General features: G+C 68.9%; 14 protein-coding genes. 8 read left to right on the top strand and 6 right to left on the bottom strand.

The window, feature by feature from the left end; genetic code table 11:
• Positions 1 to 315 precede the first annotated feature (315 nt).
• The 5 genes from ACWDRB_RS02850 (at position 316) to ACWDRB_RS02830 (ending at position 5827) form a co-directional block, all read left to right on the top strand.
• Complete coding sequence (locus ACWDRB_RS02850; protein WP_449891604.1) at positions 316 to 2073, top strand: ABC transporter substrate-binding protein; 1758 nt, start codon at positions 316 to 318, stop codon at positions 2071 to 2073.
• Between the two features lie 64 nt (positions 2074 to 2137).
• The gene (locus ACWDRB_RS02845) at positions 2138 to 3133 is read left to right on the top strand and encodes an ABC transporter permease (RefSeq protein ID WP_355194426.1); all 996 of its coding nucleotides are present in this window, start codon (positions 2138 to 2140) and stop codon (positions 3131 to 3133) included.
• Complete coding sequence (locus tag ACWDRB_RS02840; protein WP_185077827.1) at positions 3130 to 4014, top strand: ABC transporter permease; 885 nt, start codon at positions 3130 to 3132, stop codon at positions 4012 to 4014. Before ACWDRB_RS02845 ends, ACWDRB_RS02840 begins: the two co-directional genes overlap by 4 nt.
• Positions 4011 to 4952, top strand: coding sequence for an ABC transporter ATP-binding protein (locus ACWDRB_RS02835; protein ID WP_449891603.1), 942 nt, complete (start codon positions 4011 to 4013; stop codon positions 4950 to 4952). The genes ACWDRB_RS02840 and ACWDRB_RS02835 overlap by 4 nt, the downstream gene beginning before the upstream one ends.
• Positions 4952 to 5827, top strand: coding sequence for an ABC transporter ATP-binding protein (locus ACWDRB_RS02830; RefSeq protein WP_449891602.1), 876 nt, complete (start codon positions 4952 to 4954; stop codon positions 5825 to 5827). Before ACWDRB_RS02835 ends, ACWDRB_RS02830 begins: the two co-directional genes overlap by 1 nt.
• An 18-nt stretch (positions 5828 to 5845) precedes the next feature.
• Here the strand turns inward: ACWDRB_RS02830 and ACWDRB_RS02825 are convergent, their stop codons facing one another.
• From ACWDRB_RS02825 to ACWDRB_RS02815, 3 genes are all read right to left on the bottom strand, one after another.
• A complete protein-coding gene (locus ACWDRB_RS02825; protein ID WP_449891601.1) occupies positions 5846 to 6526 on the bottom strand; it encodes a DUF6879 family protein in 681 nt (226 codons plus the stop codon).
• Positions 6527 to 6613: 87 nt separating this feature from the next.
• A complete protein-coding gene (locus tag ACWDRB_RS02820; protein WP_449891600.1) occupies positions 6614 to 7168 on the bottom strand; it encodes a DUF1707 SHOCT-like domain-containing protein in 555 nt (184 codons plus the stop codon).
• A gap of 32 nt (positions 7169 to 7200) precedes the next feature.
• Positions 7201 to 7929 (bottom strand): PadR family transcriptional regulator, encoded by a 729-nt coding sequence (locus tag ACWDRB_RS02815; RefSeq protein WP_449891598.1) that lies wholly within the window; start codon positions 7927 to 7929, stop codon positions 7201 to 7203.
• A gap of 428 nt (positions 7930 to 8357) precedes the next feature.
• Here ACWDRB_RS02815 and ACWDRB_RS02810 point away from each other — a divergent pair, with 428 nt between their 5' ends.
• Both ACWDRB_RS02810 and acnA read left to right on the top strand, forming a co-directional pair.
• The gene (locus ACWDRB_RS02810; RefSeq protein WP_350722815.1) at positions 8358 to 9086 is read left to right on the top strand and encodes a metal-dependent hydrolase; all 729 of its coding nucleotides are present in this window, start codon (positions 8358 to 8360) and stop codon (positions 9084 to 9086) included.
• A 147-nt stretch (positions 9087 to 9233) separates the two neighbouring features.
• Positions 9234 to 11963 (top strand): aconitate hydratase AcnA, encoded by a 2730-nt coding sequence (gene acnA, locus ACWDRB_RS02805; RefSeq protein ID WP_449891596.1) that lies wholly within the window; start codon positions 9234 to 9236, stop codon positions 11961 to 11963.
• A 165-nt stretch (positions 11964 to 12128) separates the two neighbouring features.
• Here the strand turns inward: acnA and ACWDRB_RS02800 are convergent, their stop codons facing one another.
• Together ACWDRB_RS02800 and ACWDRB_RS02795 are read right to left on the bottom strand one after the other, a co-directional pair.
• Positions 12129 to 12929, bottom strand: coding sequence for an ABC transporter permease (locus tag ACWDRB_RS02800; protein WP_449891595.1), 801 nt, complete (start codon positions 12927 to 12929; stop codon positions 12129 to 12131).
• A gap of 15 nt (positions 12930 to 12944) precedes the next feature.
• Positions 12945 to 13862 (bottom strand): ATP-binding cassette domain-containing protein, encoded by a 918-nt coding sequence (locus ACWDRB_RS02795; protein WP_449891594.1) that lies wholly within the window; start codon positions 13860 to 13862, stop codon positions 12945 to 12947.
• A 70-nt stretch (positions 13863 to 13932) separates the two neighbouring features.
• On the opposite strand from ACWDRB_RS02795, the gene ACWDRB_RS02790 reads away from it, so the two are divergent.
• Positions 13933 to 14613 (top strand): TetR/AcrR family transcriptional regulator C-terminal domain-containing protein, encoded by a 681-nt coding sequence (locus ACWDRB_RS02790; RefSeq protein ID WP_449891593.1) that lies wholly within the window; start codon positions 13933 to 13935, stop codon positions 14611 to 14613.
• Here the strand turns inward: ACWDRB_RS02790 and ACWDRB_RS02785 are convergent.
• Positions 14550 to 15314: a neutral zinc metallopeptidase gene (locus ACWDRB_RS02785; RefSeq protein ID WP_449891592.1), complete on the bottom strand. Its 765-nt coding sequence runs from the start codon at positions 15312 to 15314 to the stop codon at positions 14550 to 14552. The genes ACWDRB_RS02790 and ACWDRB_RS02785 overlap by 64 nt on opposite strands.
• Positions 15315 to 15365: the final 51 nt, after the last annotated feature.

Genomic DNA, 15365 nt, shown 5'->3' with positions numbered 1-15365 from the left:
CAACCTCAATCGCGGTCGAGGTCAACCGGTGAGAGCGTTTGCGGGGCGCGTCTCGAAAACGTCACGGGTATTGACGGCACGGACATCGTGAACTTACGTTCGCGGTACTTATCCGGTTCAGCAGGCCCTCGCGGCCTGTGACTACTCCTCAGTGAATCGCTCACCGGTCTCCAGGGCGGGGGCGCGTTCTGCGTCCTTGCTGGGAGCGCTCCCAGGTGGGAGCTCCCGCCGCCCGTTCGAGAGCAAGCCGGCCCATCGGGGGTCGATGGAAGACGTGCGAACCTTCGCGCCACGCGCGGAGGAAGGAGAGAAGCGATGCGAAACCGGGCTCGGATCATGATTCCGCTCGTGGCGGCGGGCCTGCTCGCCGCGGCCTGCACCGGCGGCGGAGCCACGCCGACCCCACCGGCCTCCCAGCCGCAGAGCCAGGGCGCGGTGGCGAGCGCCAACCCCGACTCGCTGCCGCGCAACGAGACCCTCTACACGACCGGCACCCAGTGGGGGCCGCCCGTCAACTTCAACCCCATCAGGGAATGGGACCACGCTACGGGCACCAAGGGCCTGGTGTACGAGACGCTGTTCCACTATGACGCGACCGCCGGCAAGCTGACCCCCTGGCTGGCCGAGAGCGGCTCGTGGGCCGACGACAAGACGTACCAGATCAAGCTCCGCCAGGGCGTCAAGTGGGCCGACGGCCAGCCTCTGACGGCCAAGGACGTGGCGTACTCCTTCGAGCTCGGCAAGATGGAGACGATCCCGTACCACAACCTGTGGACCTGGCTGAAGAGCGTCGAGGCGGTCGACGACCAGACGGTGAAGTTCAGCTTCTCCACGGCCAACTACCAGCAGTGGGACTTCAACCTGTACAGCCGGTCGATCGTCCCCGAGCACATCTGGAAGGGCCGCTCGGAGAAGGACGTGCTCGACGGGATCAACGAGAACCCGGTGGGCACGGGCGCATACAAGTTCATGGCCAAGGACCAGGACCGCGTCGTGCTGCAGCGGCGCGACGACTGGTGGGGCAAGACCGCGCTGAACATGGAGCCCAAGCCCCGCTACATCGTCGACATCGCCACCCCGAGCAACGAGGTCGCGATGGGCCTGCTGCTGCAGAAGGGCATGGACCTGAGCAACAACTTCCTGCCCGGCGTGGCCAACCTGGTCAAGGGCAACTTCGGCCTGACGACCTACTACAGCGAGCCGCCGTACATGTTGTCGGCCAACACCGCGTGGCTGGTGCCCAACACCACCAAGAAGCCGATGGACGACCCCGCCTTCCGCAAGGCGCTCGCCGCCTCGATCGACGTCAAGAAGATCGTCGAAGGCGTGTACGGCAACCTCGTCAAGGCCGCCAGCCCGACCGGCCTGCTGCCGCAGTGGGAGCAGTACGTCGACCAGAACGTGGTGGCCAAGTCGGGGTTCGCCTTCGATGCGGCCAAGGCGAAGAAGGCGCTGGCCGACGCCGGTTACAAGGACACCGACGGCGACGGTTACGTCGAGAACAAGGACGGCTCCAAGATCAGCCTGACCATCATCGTGCCGTCCGGCTGGACGGACTGGATGGAGTCGGCCAGGTCCATCGCCGCCAGCGCCAAGACCGCCGGGATCCAGATCACCCCGGACTTCCCCGACTTCAACGCCCTGGTGGAGAAGCGCGCCAAGGGCGACTTCGACCTGCTGATCAACAACGAGCGGCAGCTGTCCAACTCGCCGTACACCTACTACGAGTACCTCTTCCAGCTCCCGATCCAGAAACAGCAGAACACCGTCAACTTCGCCCGCTACGAGAACAAGCGGGCCTGGGACCTGACCAAGCAGCTCGACCAGGTCAAGACCGACGACGCCGAGGGCATGAAGAAGATCATCTCCCAGCTCCAGCAGATCCACCTGGACGACCTGCCGGTGATCCCGCTCTGGTACAACGGCCTCTGGGCGCAGTCGAGCAATCAGGTCTGGAAGAACTGGCCGGCCGCGGCGGGCAGCACGCCCAAGACCCCGGCCGTGATGTGGCACAACTGGCTCGAACTGGGTGGGTTCGAGACCCTCACGCAGCTCCAGCCCTCCGGCTCCTGACCCCATCGTCCCCCGCTCCCGCAGGAGCGGGGGACTTTCACGGCTCTCACGGAGAAAGCATCACGTGCGTCGATATTTCGGCAGAAAACTGCTCATATACGGGCTGACCTTCTTCGTCGCTGTCACCGTCAACTGGCTGATCCCGCGTTTCATGCCCGGCGACCCGGTGGCGAGCATGGTGGCCAGGGCCAACGTCACCCAGCCCGCCGCCGCGGAGGCGATGCGGGTCTACTACAGCAACCTCTTCGGCTTCGACCAGCCGCTGATCACGCAGTATCTCAACTTCTGGGCCGCGCTGTTCAGGGGCGACTTCGGGATCAGCATCTGGCTGTTCCCTTCCCCCGTCAGCTCCGTGATCATGAGCGCGGTGCCGTACACGCTGGCGCTGATCATCCCGTCGGTGCTGCTGAGCTGGGTGGTGGGCAACTGGTTCGGCGCGTACGCGGCCCGGCGCAAGCTGCTCGACAACACCGTGCTCCCGGTCGGGTACGTCCTGACCGCGATGCCGTACATGTGGCTGGCCGTGCTCCTGGCCTGGGCGCTCGGCGTGATCGCCGGACTGTTCCCGGTGGCCGGCGGCTACAGCTTCTCGATGCGGCCCAACTGGTCGTGGGCGTTCCTGCTCGACCTGCTGCACCACTGGACGCTGCCGTTCCTGTCGCTGTTCCTGGTGGCGCTGGGCGGCTGGGCCATCGGCATGCGCAACATGATCATCTATGAGCTGGAGTCCGACTACTCCAACTACCTGGCCGCGCTCGGCGCGCCGGCCAGGCTCATCCGCAGGTACGCCTTCCGTAACGCCGTCCTGCCCCAGATCACCGGCCTGGCCCTGCAACTCGGCGTGATCGTGGCCGGAGCCCTGGTCACCGAGATCGTCTTCGCCTACCCGGGCCTGGGCAGCCTGATTCTCAACGCCATCAAGAACAAGGACTTCTTCCTGCTCCAGGGCACGTTCCTGTTCATCGTGCTCGGCGTGCTGATCGCCAACTTCATCATCGACATCGTCTACGTCGTGGTCGATCCGCGTACCAGGGCGGGAATGGCGGGTGCGCGGGCATGACGGCACTCCAGGAAGTCGCCCCGCGCGAGCGCGCCGGGGTCCGGCGCGAGGCGCTCTACTTCGCCGTGCGCAACGGCAAGCTGATGTTCGGCTTCGGCCTCGTGCTGGCGCTGCTCCTGCTCGGCCTGATCGGGCCGGTGCTGACCGGCGGCACGCCCAACGAGTACGGCCCCCAGCCCATGAGCCCGCCCTCGGCCGGGCACTGGCTCGGCACCACCACGTTCGGCCAGGACATCTTCCTGCAGTTCGTGCACGGCCTGCGCAGCACCTTCGCCGTGGGCGTGGTCGGCGGCGGCATCGCGGCGGCCATCGGCATGCTCGTCGGGTTCGTGGCCGGCTACCGCGGCGGCATCGTCGACGAGGTGCTCAACATGCTGACCAACGTCATCCTCGTCATCCCGACCCTGGCCGTGCTGCTGATCATCAACGCGTACCTGGGGATCAGGAGCGTGGCCGTGCAGGGCCTGTTCATCGGCCTGACGCAGTGGCCGTGGGCGGCGCGGGCGATCAGGGCACAGACGTTCTCGCTGCGTACGAGGGAATTCGTGGACCTGGCCAGGATGAGCGGCGCGAGCACCTGGAAGATCATCACCAGGGAGATCGCGCCGAACATGAGCTCCTACCTGTTCATGACCTTCATCCTGCTGTTCGGCGGCTCGATCCTCATCGCCTCCTCGCTCGACTTCATCGGCCTCGGCCCGACCGAGGGGGTCTCGCTCGGCCTGATGCTGCAGAACGCCAACCAGTGGAGCGCGCTCCAGCTCGGCATGTGGTGGTGGTTCGTGCCGCCGGGCGCGGCCATCACCGCCATCGTGGGCGCCCTGTACGTGGCCAACGTCGGCCTCGACGAGGTCTTCAACCCGAAACTGAGGGAGACATGAGCCTGCAGGTCAGCGAGCTGAGGGTGCACTACCGCACGCTCAGGGGCGAGGTGCGCGCCCTCGACGGCATGTCCTTCGGGCTGTCGGACGGCGAGATCCTCGGCCTGGTCGGCGAGTCCGGCTGCGGCAAGAGCACGCTGGGCAAGAGCCTCATCCGCATGGACGGCCGCATGCGCCACGTCGGCGGCCGGGTCGTGCTCGACGGCCGAGAGCTGCCCATCGCCGACGACCGCGGGATGAACGACTTCCGCTTCAAGGAGGTCTCCCTCATCCCGCAGTACGCCATGAGCGCGCTCAACCCCACCCGCAAGATCCGCAGGATGGTCGGCGAGCTGCTCAGGTCGAGGGGCGCGGAGGTGGACGCGGCCGAGCTGGAACGCCGGATGGACCAGGTCGGCCTGCCCCGCGAGGTGCTCGACCGCTACCCGATCGAGCTGTCCGGCGGCATGAAGCAGCGCATGGTGATGGTCATCTCGACGCTGCTCGACCCGTCCCTGCTGATCGCCGACGAGGTCACCTCCGCGCTCGACGTCTCCACCCAGAAGGCCGTCGCCCGCGCGCTGCTCGGCTTCCGCGAGAGCGGCTACGTCAAGAGCATGATCTTCGTCACCCACGACATCGCGCTCACCCACCACATCGCCGACACGATCATGGTCATGTACGCGGGCAAGCTGGCCGAGAAGGCGCCCGCCGACGTGATCGTCAAGGCGCCCCGCCACCCGTACACGAAGCTGCTGCTCGACTCCCTGCCCGAGGTCGGGGTCCGCTACGCCGACCGCAGGCTGGAGGGCATCGCCGGCAGCCCGCCGTCGCTGCTGGACCCGCCCGCCGGCTGCCGCTTCCGCGACCGCTGCCCGATCGCGGGGGACGAGTGCGCCGAGGAACCGCCCGTGGTCGAGCTCGCCGCCGACCATCACGTCGCCTGCTGGAAGGCCTGATGCTGAAACTCGACGACGTCACCAAGGAATTCAGGATCGGCGCGTTCGGCGGCAAGAGCGTCGCGGCCGTACGGAACGTGAGCTTCGAGGTCGTGCCCGGCGAGGTCGTCTCCCTCATCGGGGAGAGCGGCAGCGGCAAGAGCACGATCGGCCGGATGATCCTCGGCCTGAACCCGGTCACCAGCGGCACGATCACCTTCGACGGGCGGCCCGTGCGCGGCGGCAAGGAGTACTACCGCCACATCCAGGGCATCTTCCAGGACCCGTTCAGCTCGTTCAACCCGGTGTTCAAGGCCGACCGGGTGTTCGACCTGGTCAAGGAGGCGTACCACCCGTCCGTCCCGGCGGCCGAGTGGGCCGGACGGGTCGCGGCGTGCCTGCGCGACGTGCGGCTCAACCCCGACCAGGTGCTCGGCAAGTATCCGCACCAGCTCAGCGGCGGCCAGCTCCAGCGCCTGCTCATCGCCCGCGCGCTGCTGCTGGACATCAAGCTGCTGGTGGCCGACGAGATCACCAGCATGCTGGACGCCTCCACCCGCATCGACGTGCTCAACCTGCTCGCCGAGCTGAAGACCCGGGGCCTCGGCGTGCTCTACATCACGCACGACCTCTCGCTTGGCAACTACCTCGCCGAGCGCACGGTGGTGCTGCGCCAGGGGAGCGTGGTCGAGATGGGGCTGACGGACAAGGTCTTCGGCGATCCGCTGCACCCGTACACCCGCGAGCTGCTGTCCGCCGTGCCGCGCCTGCACCAGGCCTGGGACGACGCCACGCCCGTGGAAACCTGCCTCTACCACGAGCGCGGCGGCACGGGAGCGCTGCTGGAGACCGAACCCGGCCATCTCGTGGCGTGCGCCCGCCTCCCGGCCTGCTGAGAAATGTGAAGGGGGCGCTCAGACCCGGAACTCCTCGGTACGGTGCGCGTAGGCGGGCAGCGCGGCGCGCATCTCGTCGGTGACCTGCGGCGGCGGCAGCGGCACGATCTCCCGCTCGTGGAAGTCGAGCACGTTCTCCCCCTCGGCGAACAGCTCCTGGACCATCCGCAGGCATGGCCCCACGACCGCGGGATCGGTGATCCGCCGCCCGCCCATGCCCCCGCCGTACCGGTCGTACAGCACTTCGTACATCAGGGACGGAGAGAAGATCACCAGCTCCGGCATCGGGTCGAGCCCCGCCACCCGCTCGGCCGGCACCACCCGGCACGGGGAGCCGGCCCTGGCGCGTAAGGCCAGGATGTGCATCTCCCACTGCAGGTACGAGGTGATCGGGAACTCGACGACCCGCACCCGCTTGACCGGGACGCGGTGCCGGAAATAGTCGGCCACGGTCGCCGCCATGTGCGCGGTCAGGGCCAGCGAACGCTCCCAGTCGCCGTCCATCATGGCCCGCCAGCTCGCCACGTCTGGCTCGTAGAAGTGCTGGGCGCGCTCCAGCTTCCACATCGGCTCGGGGCAGATCGCGTGGTCGCGGTCGAAACCGGTTTGGTACTCCGGCACGTCCAGGGCGAGGCCGTCGGCCGGGGCGACGGCGGCGAACGGGTTCGTGCGGCGGGCCGGAGCGCCCTGCTGGGTCATGCGGCGTCCCTTCGACTCTGAAGATCCGCCCTGATCATGAAATGAGCCCCTGACAGGGTCAAGGCCCAAAACGATCTGGGCGGACCGTCAGCGCCGGTAGTGGAAGCGCCGGTGGATGAGGCTGAACACCATGGCTCCCAGCCACACCACGAAGAGCACCTTGAAGATCCCGAACCCGCCGAAGATCAGCCCCAGCAGCAGGAACACGAACAGCACGCCCATGAACGGATGCGGCCCGCGATGGCGCCGCCACGGGTGGTTGCCGCCCTGCTCGCGCCACTGACGGCGCATCTCCCGGCGGGCCTGGTGCATGGAGTGGCGCATGTCATGGTGGGACTGGTGCATGGACTGCATCTGCCGGCGGTGCGCCGACATCGCCTCCCGCCAGCCGTCCATGTCATGGTGGGGGTCATGGTGGGGGTCGTAGTGGGGTGCGGGCTCGCGGTAGCCGGGCGCGGGCTGCGGCCCCGGCAGGTCGGCCGTCACCTTTGCCAGGTCACGGGCCGTCTTCGAGGCCAGCGTCTGGTCGAGTCGCTCGTCGAGCTCCTCGTGGGTCAGGCGGCCCTGCGCGAAGTGCTCGCGCAGGACGGCCATCGTCTGCTCACGCTCGGCGTCGCCGATGCGAAGGTCGTGCGAGTCCATACCTGATCCCGAATCCTTCCGGAAGCTCGCGCTCACTCCTCGCCCGGTTCGTCGTCCGCCAGGATCTGGTAGAGCTTGCGCCGGGTCTCTATAAGAGTCTTACGCGCTTCTCGGATTTGTGCGTCGTTCCCGGTCTGCAAAACCTGCATCATGGCGAAGGCCGACTGCCGGGCGATGTGCCAGAGATCGGCGGTGTTGTCGTCGATGTCGGGGCGCATCTCGTCCCACGGGGCCCGGATCTCGTCCGCGTGCGACTCGATGTAGTTGCGCCCCGCCTCGGTGAGGCGGAAGGTTTTGCGGCCCTCGCTCTCCTCCGAGATCACCAGGCCCTCGTCGGTGAGCTGCTGCAGCGCCGGGTAGACGGCGCCGGGGCTGGGCTTCCAGCCGCCCTCGCTGCGCTCGGCGATCTCCTGGATGATCTGGTAGCCGTTGCGCGGCTCCTCCGAGAGCAGGGCCAGGATCGCGGCGCGGACGTCGCCCCGCTTGGCCTTGCGGCCCCGGCCGCCCCAGCCCCGCTGGCCGCCCCACGGCCCGCCGGGGCCGCCCCAGGGGCCGCGCCCCCAGTCGAACGGGAACGGTCCGGGACCGCCGCGCCTGCCGCGCTGGCGGTGCTCGTGATGGTGGCGGCGGCCACCCATGTCGTCGAAGGCCTCGGAAACGGCCCTGAACGCCTCGCGGGCGGCCTGCTTGGCCTCACGGGCCGCCTGCCGGTACTCGTGCGCGCCGGGCCAGTGCCCGCCTGCTGCCTGTGCGGAATCCATTTCTCCCCCTATATCGTGATCTGTTCTCGATGCGTCAACGATATATCGATAGTGTGTCGTTCGCAAGGCCGGTGTAGGAGTGAGCCAGATCACGAAAAAGTTGCGGAATCCGGGAACAGGATTGAGGAAAGGCTCGTTATCCAGAGCAGACGAGGTCGTTCCGCGTCGGCAGGGCTGGGGGGTGCTGTCGCCGCGGAGACGGCCTCGTCTGCGTTTGCGGGGACTTTTCGGGACCGCGCCCGCTCCTTTCCCGCACGCGTGCGCGGGAGAGCGGGAAGGCGAGCTGACCGGCCGCGAAGACCGTGCGTGACCACGTATCACCATGTTTTCGCCAAGCAACGCGTCGCGGATCGGCCCCAGGTCATCGTGAAGGCCCCGCCAGGCGGGTCTCGGCGCGTAAAGGACTTCTTTGCCGTACAGTCCGGATCATGATGGGGCACACGCATGCGATGACCGGGGCCATCGCCTGGCTGGGGCTGGCGCCGCCCCTCGCCGCACTTCCGTTGCTGAACGAGTCGTCCCGGTTCGTCGAGACGGGAATCATGGCCACCGCGCTCAGCCCGGCGGAGCTGATCGCCGGTGCCCTCATCTGCGCGGGCGCCGCGATGCTGCCCGACCTCGACCATCCGAGCGCGACGATCGCGCAGACGTTCGGGCCGGTCACATGGGCGCTCAGCAAGGCCGTGAGCTGGGTCAGCGGCGGCCACCGCGGGGCGACGCACTCGCTGGTGTTCGCGGCGGCGCTCGGATTCGGGGCCCACTGGCTGGCCAACACCTATCCCATCGGGCGCGACATCATGGTCGTGCTGCTCATCGGCCTGGCCCTGCGGGCGATCGGCGTCGGGATCCCCGGCAACAAGGCGGGTTCCGCGATGATCAACATCGGGCTGACCGCCGGGCTTTACGCCGTCTTCCTCTCGCTCGGCGTGGGCTACGCCTGGCTGGGGCTCGCGGTGGCGATCGGGTGCCTCATCCATGTCGTCGGCGACTGCATGACCGAACGGGGCTGTCCGGTGCTGTGGCCGCTGGGGGCCAAGTTCGTGCTGCCGTGGAAGATCGGCATCAAGACCGGCAAGACGTTCGAGCAGAAGATCCTCGCGCCGATCCTGTCGGTGGCCATCGTCGGCCTGCTGTTCTGGCGGTTGGCACCCGGTTAACTTGATGTCGAGATAACCTAGGGATATCTTGACGTCGAGACATCCGCCGCGGAGCTCGCCAGTTAGGGTCACCTAACGTGCTGGTCGTGCGAAGAGTGCGGCAGGATTTGGTCTGAGGAAAATGTCTGATGGAGGAGGCGAATCACCGTGTCCGCGAACAGCTTCGGCAGCCGTGACACGCTACGCGTCGGCGACGCGTCGTACGAGATTTTCCGGCTGGATGCCGTCGAGGGCGCCGCACGCCTCCCGTACAGCCTGAAGATCCTGCTGGAAAACCTCCTCCGCACCGAGGACGGCGCGAACATCACCGCCGACCACATCCGGGCGCTGGGTGGCTGGGACCCGAAGGCGGCGCCGAGCGTGGAGATCCAGTTCACGCCCGCGCGCGTCATCATGCAGGACTTCACCGGCGTCCCCTGCGTGGTCGACCTGGCCACCATGCGCGAGGCCGTGCGCGACCTCGGCGGCGACGCGGCCCGCATCAACCCGCTCGCGCCGGCCGAGATGGTCATCGACCACTCGGTCATCGTCGACTTCTTCGGTCACCCCGACGCCTTCCAGCGCAACGTCGAGCGCGAGTACGAGCGCAACCGCGAGCGCTACCAGTTCCTGCGCTGGGGCCAGACGGCCTTCGACGAGTTCAAGGTCGTCCCGCCCGGCACCGGCATCGTCCACCAGGTCAACATCGAGCACCTGGCCCGCGTGGTGATGATCCGCGACGGCAAGGCGTACCCCGACACCTGCGTCGGCACCGACTCCCACACCACCATGGAGAACGGCATCGGCGTCCTGGGCTGGGGCGTCGGCGGCATCGAGGCCGAGGCCGCGATGCTCGGCCAGCCGATCTCCATGCTCATCCCGCGCGTGGTCGGCTTCAAGCTCAACGGCAAGCTGCCCGCCGGGGCCACCGCCACCGACCTGGTGCTCACGATCACCGAGATCCTGCGCAAGCACGGCGTCGTCGGCAAGTTCGTGGAGTTCTACGGCGAGGGCGTCACGTCCGTGCCGCTGGCCGACCGGGCCACGATCGGCAACATGAGCCCCGAGTTCGGCTCCACCTGCGCGATCTTCCCGATCGACGGCCAGACCGTCGACTACCTGCGCCTGACCGGCCGCTCCGAGGAGCAGATCGCGCTGGTCGAGGCGTACGCCAAGACCCAGGGCCTCTGGCTCGACCCGTCCGCGCCCGAGCCGGTCTTCTCCGAGTACATCGAGCTCGACCTCGGCACCGTCGTGCCGTCCATCGCCGGCCCCAAGCGCCCGCAGGACCGCATCGCGCTGTCGGCCGCCAAGGCCACCTGGCGTCACGACGTCCAGAACTACGTCGAGGACGGCGTCGACGAGGCGGGCCAGGAGACCTTCCCGGCCTCCGACGCGCCCGCCTCCAACGCCCGCGCCAACGGCGGCCGGCCGCACAAGCCGGTGGCGGTCACGCTGGCCGACGGCACCTCGTTCGAGATCGACCACGGCATCGTCTCGATCGCCGCGATCACCTCGTGCACCAACACCTCCAACCCGTACGTCATGCTCGGCGCGGCGCTGCTGGCCCGCAACGCCGTCGAGAAGGGCCTGACCCGCAAGCCGTGGGTCAAGACCTCGCTGGCCCCCGGCTCGCAGGTCGTCACCGGCTACTTCGAGCGCTCGGGGCTCCAGCCGTACCTCGACAAGATCGGCTTCAACCTCGTCGGCTACGGCTGCACCACCTGCATCGGAAACTCGGGCCCGCTGCCGCCCGAGATCTCCGAGGCCGTGCAGGCCAACGACCTCGCGGTCACGGCCGTGCTGTCGGGCAACCGCAACTTCGAGGGCCGCATCAACCCCGACGTCAAGATGAACTACCTGGCCTCGCCGCCGCTCGTGGTGGCGTACGCGCTGGCCGGGACCATGGACGTCGACCTCGACACCGAGCCGCTGGGCCTGGGCAACGACGGCAAGCCCGTCTACCTGAGGGACATCTGGCCGTCGCCGGAGGAGATCTCCGCGGTGGTCAACTCCTCCATCGGCCGTGACATGTTCGAGCGCGACTACGCCGACGTGTTCAAGGGCGACGACCACTGGCGCTCGCTGCCGATCCCGACCGGCGACACGTTCGAGTGGGACCCGTCCTCGACCTACGTGCGCAAGGCTCCCTACTTCGACGGCATGCCGTCGAAGCCGGAGCCCGTCACCGACATCGCCGGCGCCCGCGTGCTGGTCAAGGTCGGCGACTCGGTCACCACCGACCACATCTCGCCGGCCGGCTCCATCAAGACCGGCACCCCGGCCGCGCAATATCTGCAGGCCAACGGGGTCGAGGTGAAGGACTTCAACTCCTACGGCTCGCGGCGCGGCAACCACGAGGTGATGATCCGGGGCACGTTCGCCAACATCCGCCTGCGCAACCAGATCGCGCCGGGCACCGAGGGCGGCTACACCCGCGACTTCACCCAGCCCGACGGGCCGGTGTCGTTCATCTACGACGCCTCGGTCAACTACGCCGCGGCCGAGACGCCGCTGGTGGTGCTGGCGGGCAAGGAGTACGGCTCCGGCTCCTCGCGCGACTGGGCGGCCAAGGGTACGGCGCTGCTGGGCGTGCGCGCGGTCATCGCCGAGTCGTACGAGCGCATCCACCGCTCCAACCTGATCGGCATGGGCGTGCTCCCGCTGCAGTTCCCCGAGGGCGCCACGGCGGAGTCGCTCGGGCTGACCGGCGAGGAGACCTTCGACATCACGGGTGTCGAGGAGCTCAACTCCGGCGGCATCCCGAGCACCGTGCACGTCAGGGCGGGCGAGGTGGAGTTCGACGCGGTGGTGCGCATCGACACGCCGGGCGAGGCCGACTACTACCGGCACGGCGGGATCATGCAGTACGTTCTTCGCTCGTTGCTCGCGAAGTGACTTCCCGGGCTCGCGCGCGGTCATGAGCCGCGCGGGGGCCGGGAACCCTTGGCCGCTCGTTGAAGCCGGGGGGTGGGGCGTGATCCTCACGCGCCCGTATCGGGGGAACCACCCGACACAAAGAAGAGCCGCCCGGCGGGACAACCCCCGCCGGGCGGCTCTTCGTCATCGGGACATCGTCCGGTAGCGGTGGACGGCCAGCGGCAGGAACACCGCGAGGATCCCCACCGACCAGATCAGGGTCGCGGCCACCGGGTGCTGGAGCGGCCAGGCTGAGGAGACCGAGGTGGGGTTGCCGAACAGGCCGCGGGTGGCGGCCGCGACGGCGCTCATGGGGTTCCAGTCGGTGACGGGCTTGAGCCAGGCCGGCAGCCCCTCGGTGGGGACGAACGTGTTGGCCAGGAACGTCATCGGCATCAGCCAGCCGAATGTGGCCGCGTCCGCCTGTCCGCCGCTCTTGACCCACAGGCCGATGTACGTGCCCATCCAGATCATCGCGAACCCGAACAGCGCCAGCAGCCCGAACGCCCCCGCCGTCGCCCCCAGGCTCCCGTGCGCCCGCCACCCGGCCAGCAGCACTCCGGTCAGCACCATGGCGGACAGCGACAGCAGGTGCAGCGACAGGGCGGCCACGCTCCGCCCGACCAGCACGGCGCTGCGGGCGATGGGCTGGGCGCGGAACCTGTCGGTGATCCCGCGGGCCATGTCCTCGGCCACGGTGGTGGCGGCAGAGGTGGCCGTCATGGCCATGACCTGCATGAAGATGCCGGGCATGAGGTAGTCGCGGTAGTCGCCGCCGCCCGGCAGGGTGATCGCGCTGCCGAAGACGTAGCCGAACAGCACGGTCATGATCACGGGGAACACCAGGAATCCCGCGATCTCGCCCGGCTGGGCCTTCAGCCGCGAGTAGGTGCGGCCGGCGATGGTGAGGGAGTCGTTCAGGGTCCAGCGCAGCGTCTCGTACATCTCTCCGGCTCCTTCTCAGGCCGTCAGGTGGAGGAAGACCTCGTCGAGAGTCGGCCGCCGCAGCGCCAGGTCCTCCACGGGGATGCCGGCCGCGTCCAGCGCGCCGGCGATGCGGACGAGCGACTGCGCGCCGTCGGCCGCGGGGACGGTCACCTGCCGTCCCTCGGCGCTCTCGATCTCCGGGGCTCCGGCGGCGCGCAGCAGCCGCAGCCCCGCGTCCACGTCCCCCGGCTCCCGGAAGACGATCTGGACCCGGTCGCCGCCGATCTGCCTCTTCAGCTCGGCCGGTGACCCCGCCGCGGCCACCACGCCCTCCCTCAGCACCACGATCTGGTCCGCGAGCCGGTCGGCCTCGTCCAGGTACTGGGTGGTCAGCAGCAGGGTCGTGCCCTCCTTCACCAGGTCGAGCATCAGCTCCCAGAGCTGCATCCGGCTGCGCGGGTCGAGCCCGGTGGTCGGCTCGTCCATGAACAGCACCGGAGGCGACACGATCAGGCTCGCCGCCAGGTCGAGCCGGCGCCGCATGCCCCCCGAATACTCCTTGACCGGCCGCTGTCCCGCCTCGGCCAGCTCGAACCGCTCCAGCAGCTCGACCGCCCTGCGCCGCGCCTCGGCCCTGCTCAGGTGGTAGAGCCGCCCGAACAACTCCAGGTTGCGCCGCCCGGTCAGTAGCTCGTCGACGGCCGCGTGCTGCCCGGCCAGGCCGATGCGGAAGCGCAGCGGGGCCGCGTCGCGCACGACGTCCAGCCCGGCGACCTCGGCGTGGCCGGCGTCGGGGCGCAGGAGCGTGGCGAGGATGCGTACGGCGGTGGTCTTGCCCGCCCCGTTCGGCCCCAGCAGGCCGCAGACGGTGCCGGCCGGGACGTCGAGGTCGATGCCCTTGAGCGCTTCGGTGGCCGCGTACCGCTTCCGTAATCCTTCCGCGTGGATCATGAAGACCCCCCTTAACAGCGTTAAATCTAACAGCGTTAAGGATGCATTGAACGTTGTTAAGCTGTCAACCGTGGCACTCGAAAAAAGCACCATCGTCGCGACCGCGCTACGGCTCCTGGACGAGGTCGGGCTCGACGGGCTGACGCTGCGCCGGCTCGCGGGCGAGCTGGGCGTGCAGGCCCCGGCCCTCTACTGGCACTTCAAGAACAAGCAGGAACTGCTGGACGCGATGGCGGCGGCGATGATGTCCGCGCACACGTCCCGCCCCACGCTGACGGAGCCGGGAAAGTGGCGGGAGTGGGTCGCCGGCTACGCGCGCGCCGACCGCGCGATGCTCAACTCCTATCGCGACGGGGCCAAGCTGGTGGCGGGCACGCGGCCGTCGTCGGAGCTGTTCGCCGTGGTGGAGCGGGCGCTGGCGGGGCTGGAGGCGGCGGGGTTCGGCGCCGGGGACGCGGCGCGGGGGCTGTTCACGGTGAGCGGATACGTGGCCGGCTTCGTGCTGGAGGAGCAGGCCGACCGGACGCGTACGGACGAGGAGCGCGGCATGCCGGACATGGAGGAGTTCCAGGCGGCCTATCCGCGGCTCATGGCGGGCCTGGCGGAGGTGGGCGACCCGCAGGGCGACCTGTCGTTCGAGGGCGGGCTGCAGCTGATCCTCGACGGGATGGGGCTGCGCCTGAAGGCTCAGGACACCTTGGCGGCGGGCGCGGACCAGGTGTCGCAGGCGGAGGGGGAGACGGCGCGGTAGCCGCGCTGGAGCCAGTAGACGCGGGTGGCGCCCTTGCCGTGGCTGCGGTAGCCGTCCTCGTCGCCGCTGGCCCGGGTGGCGTCGAGCAGCGCCGCCCAGTCGTCCTTTCCGCGCCGCAGCGACCCCCACACGCTGCCGAGGAACACCCCGGACAGGCAGTCGGCCTGCAGCTCGAAGCGCCGCTTCAGCTCGCCCTGGCGGTCGGCCGGGATCTTCGCCTTGTACTGCCGCCAGACGCCGAGCCGGCTCTGCAGGTGGTGCCCGTACTCGTGGGCGGCCACCTTGAACGGATAGAGATCGGTCCTGTCCTCGATCCACCGGCCGGTGAGGGGGAACACCAGGGTGCCGCGCTCCATGCAGTAGAAGGCCGCCGCCTGCTCGGGCCACGGCACCCCGCACACGGTGCTCTCGGGCTCCTCGTAGTACCGCACGACGGGCTTGCCGAACGCCCATCCGGCCCGCCCGAAGTAAGCACCCCACGACGTGTCCAGACATTTCACGACTGCTGCGAGGTACTGCCGGGCCCGCGGGATCCCCCCGTACGTGATCGCCGTCTCGGGACAGGCGGTGTCACGCAGCTTCCCGGCCTTCTTGGCGAACGGGCTGGTGACGGGGGCGGCGTGGGCGATCTGAGCGGGCACGCAGACGGCCGCGAGGACCGCGACGAGGGCGAGGGCGCGCGTGAGCGGGAGGGACTGCACGGAGGGCAGCTTAACGATCAGCGGCGATGTGGCACGATGGAGGTGCCACCC

This window comes from Nonomuraea sp. NPDC003707, assembly GCF_053587055.1.
Note: the sequence above shows the minus strand (reverse complement) of the source record. Positions and strands in the feature narration are given on the sequence as shown.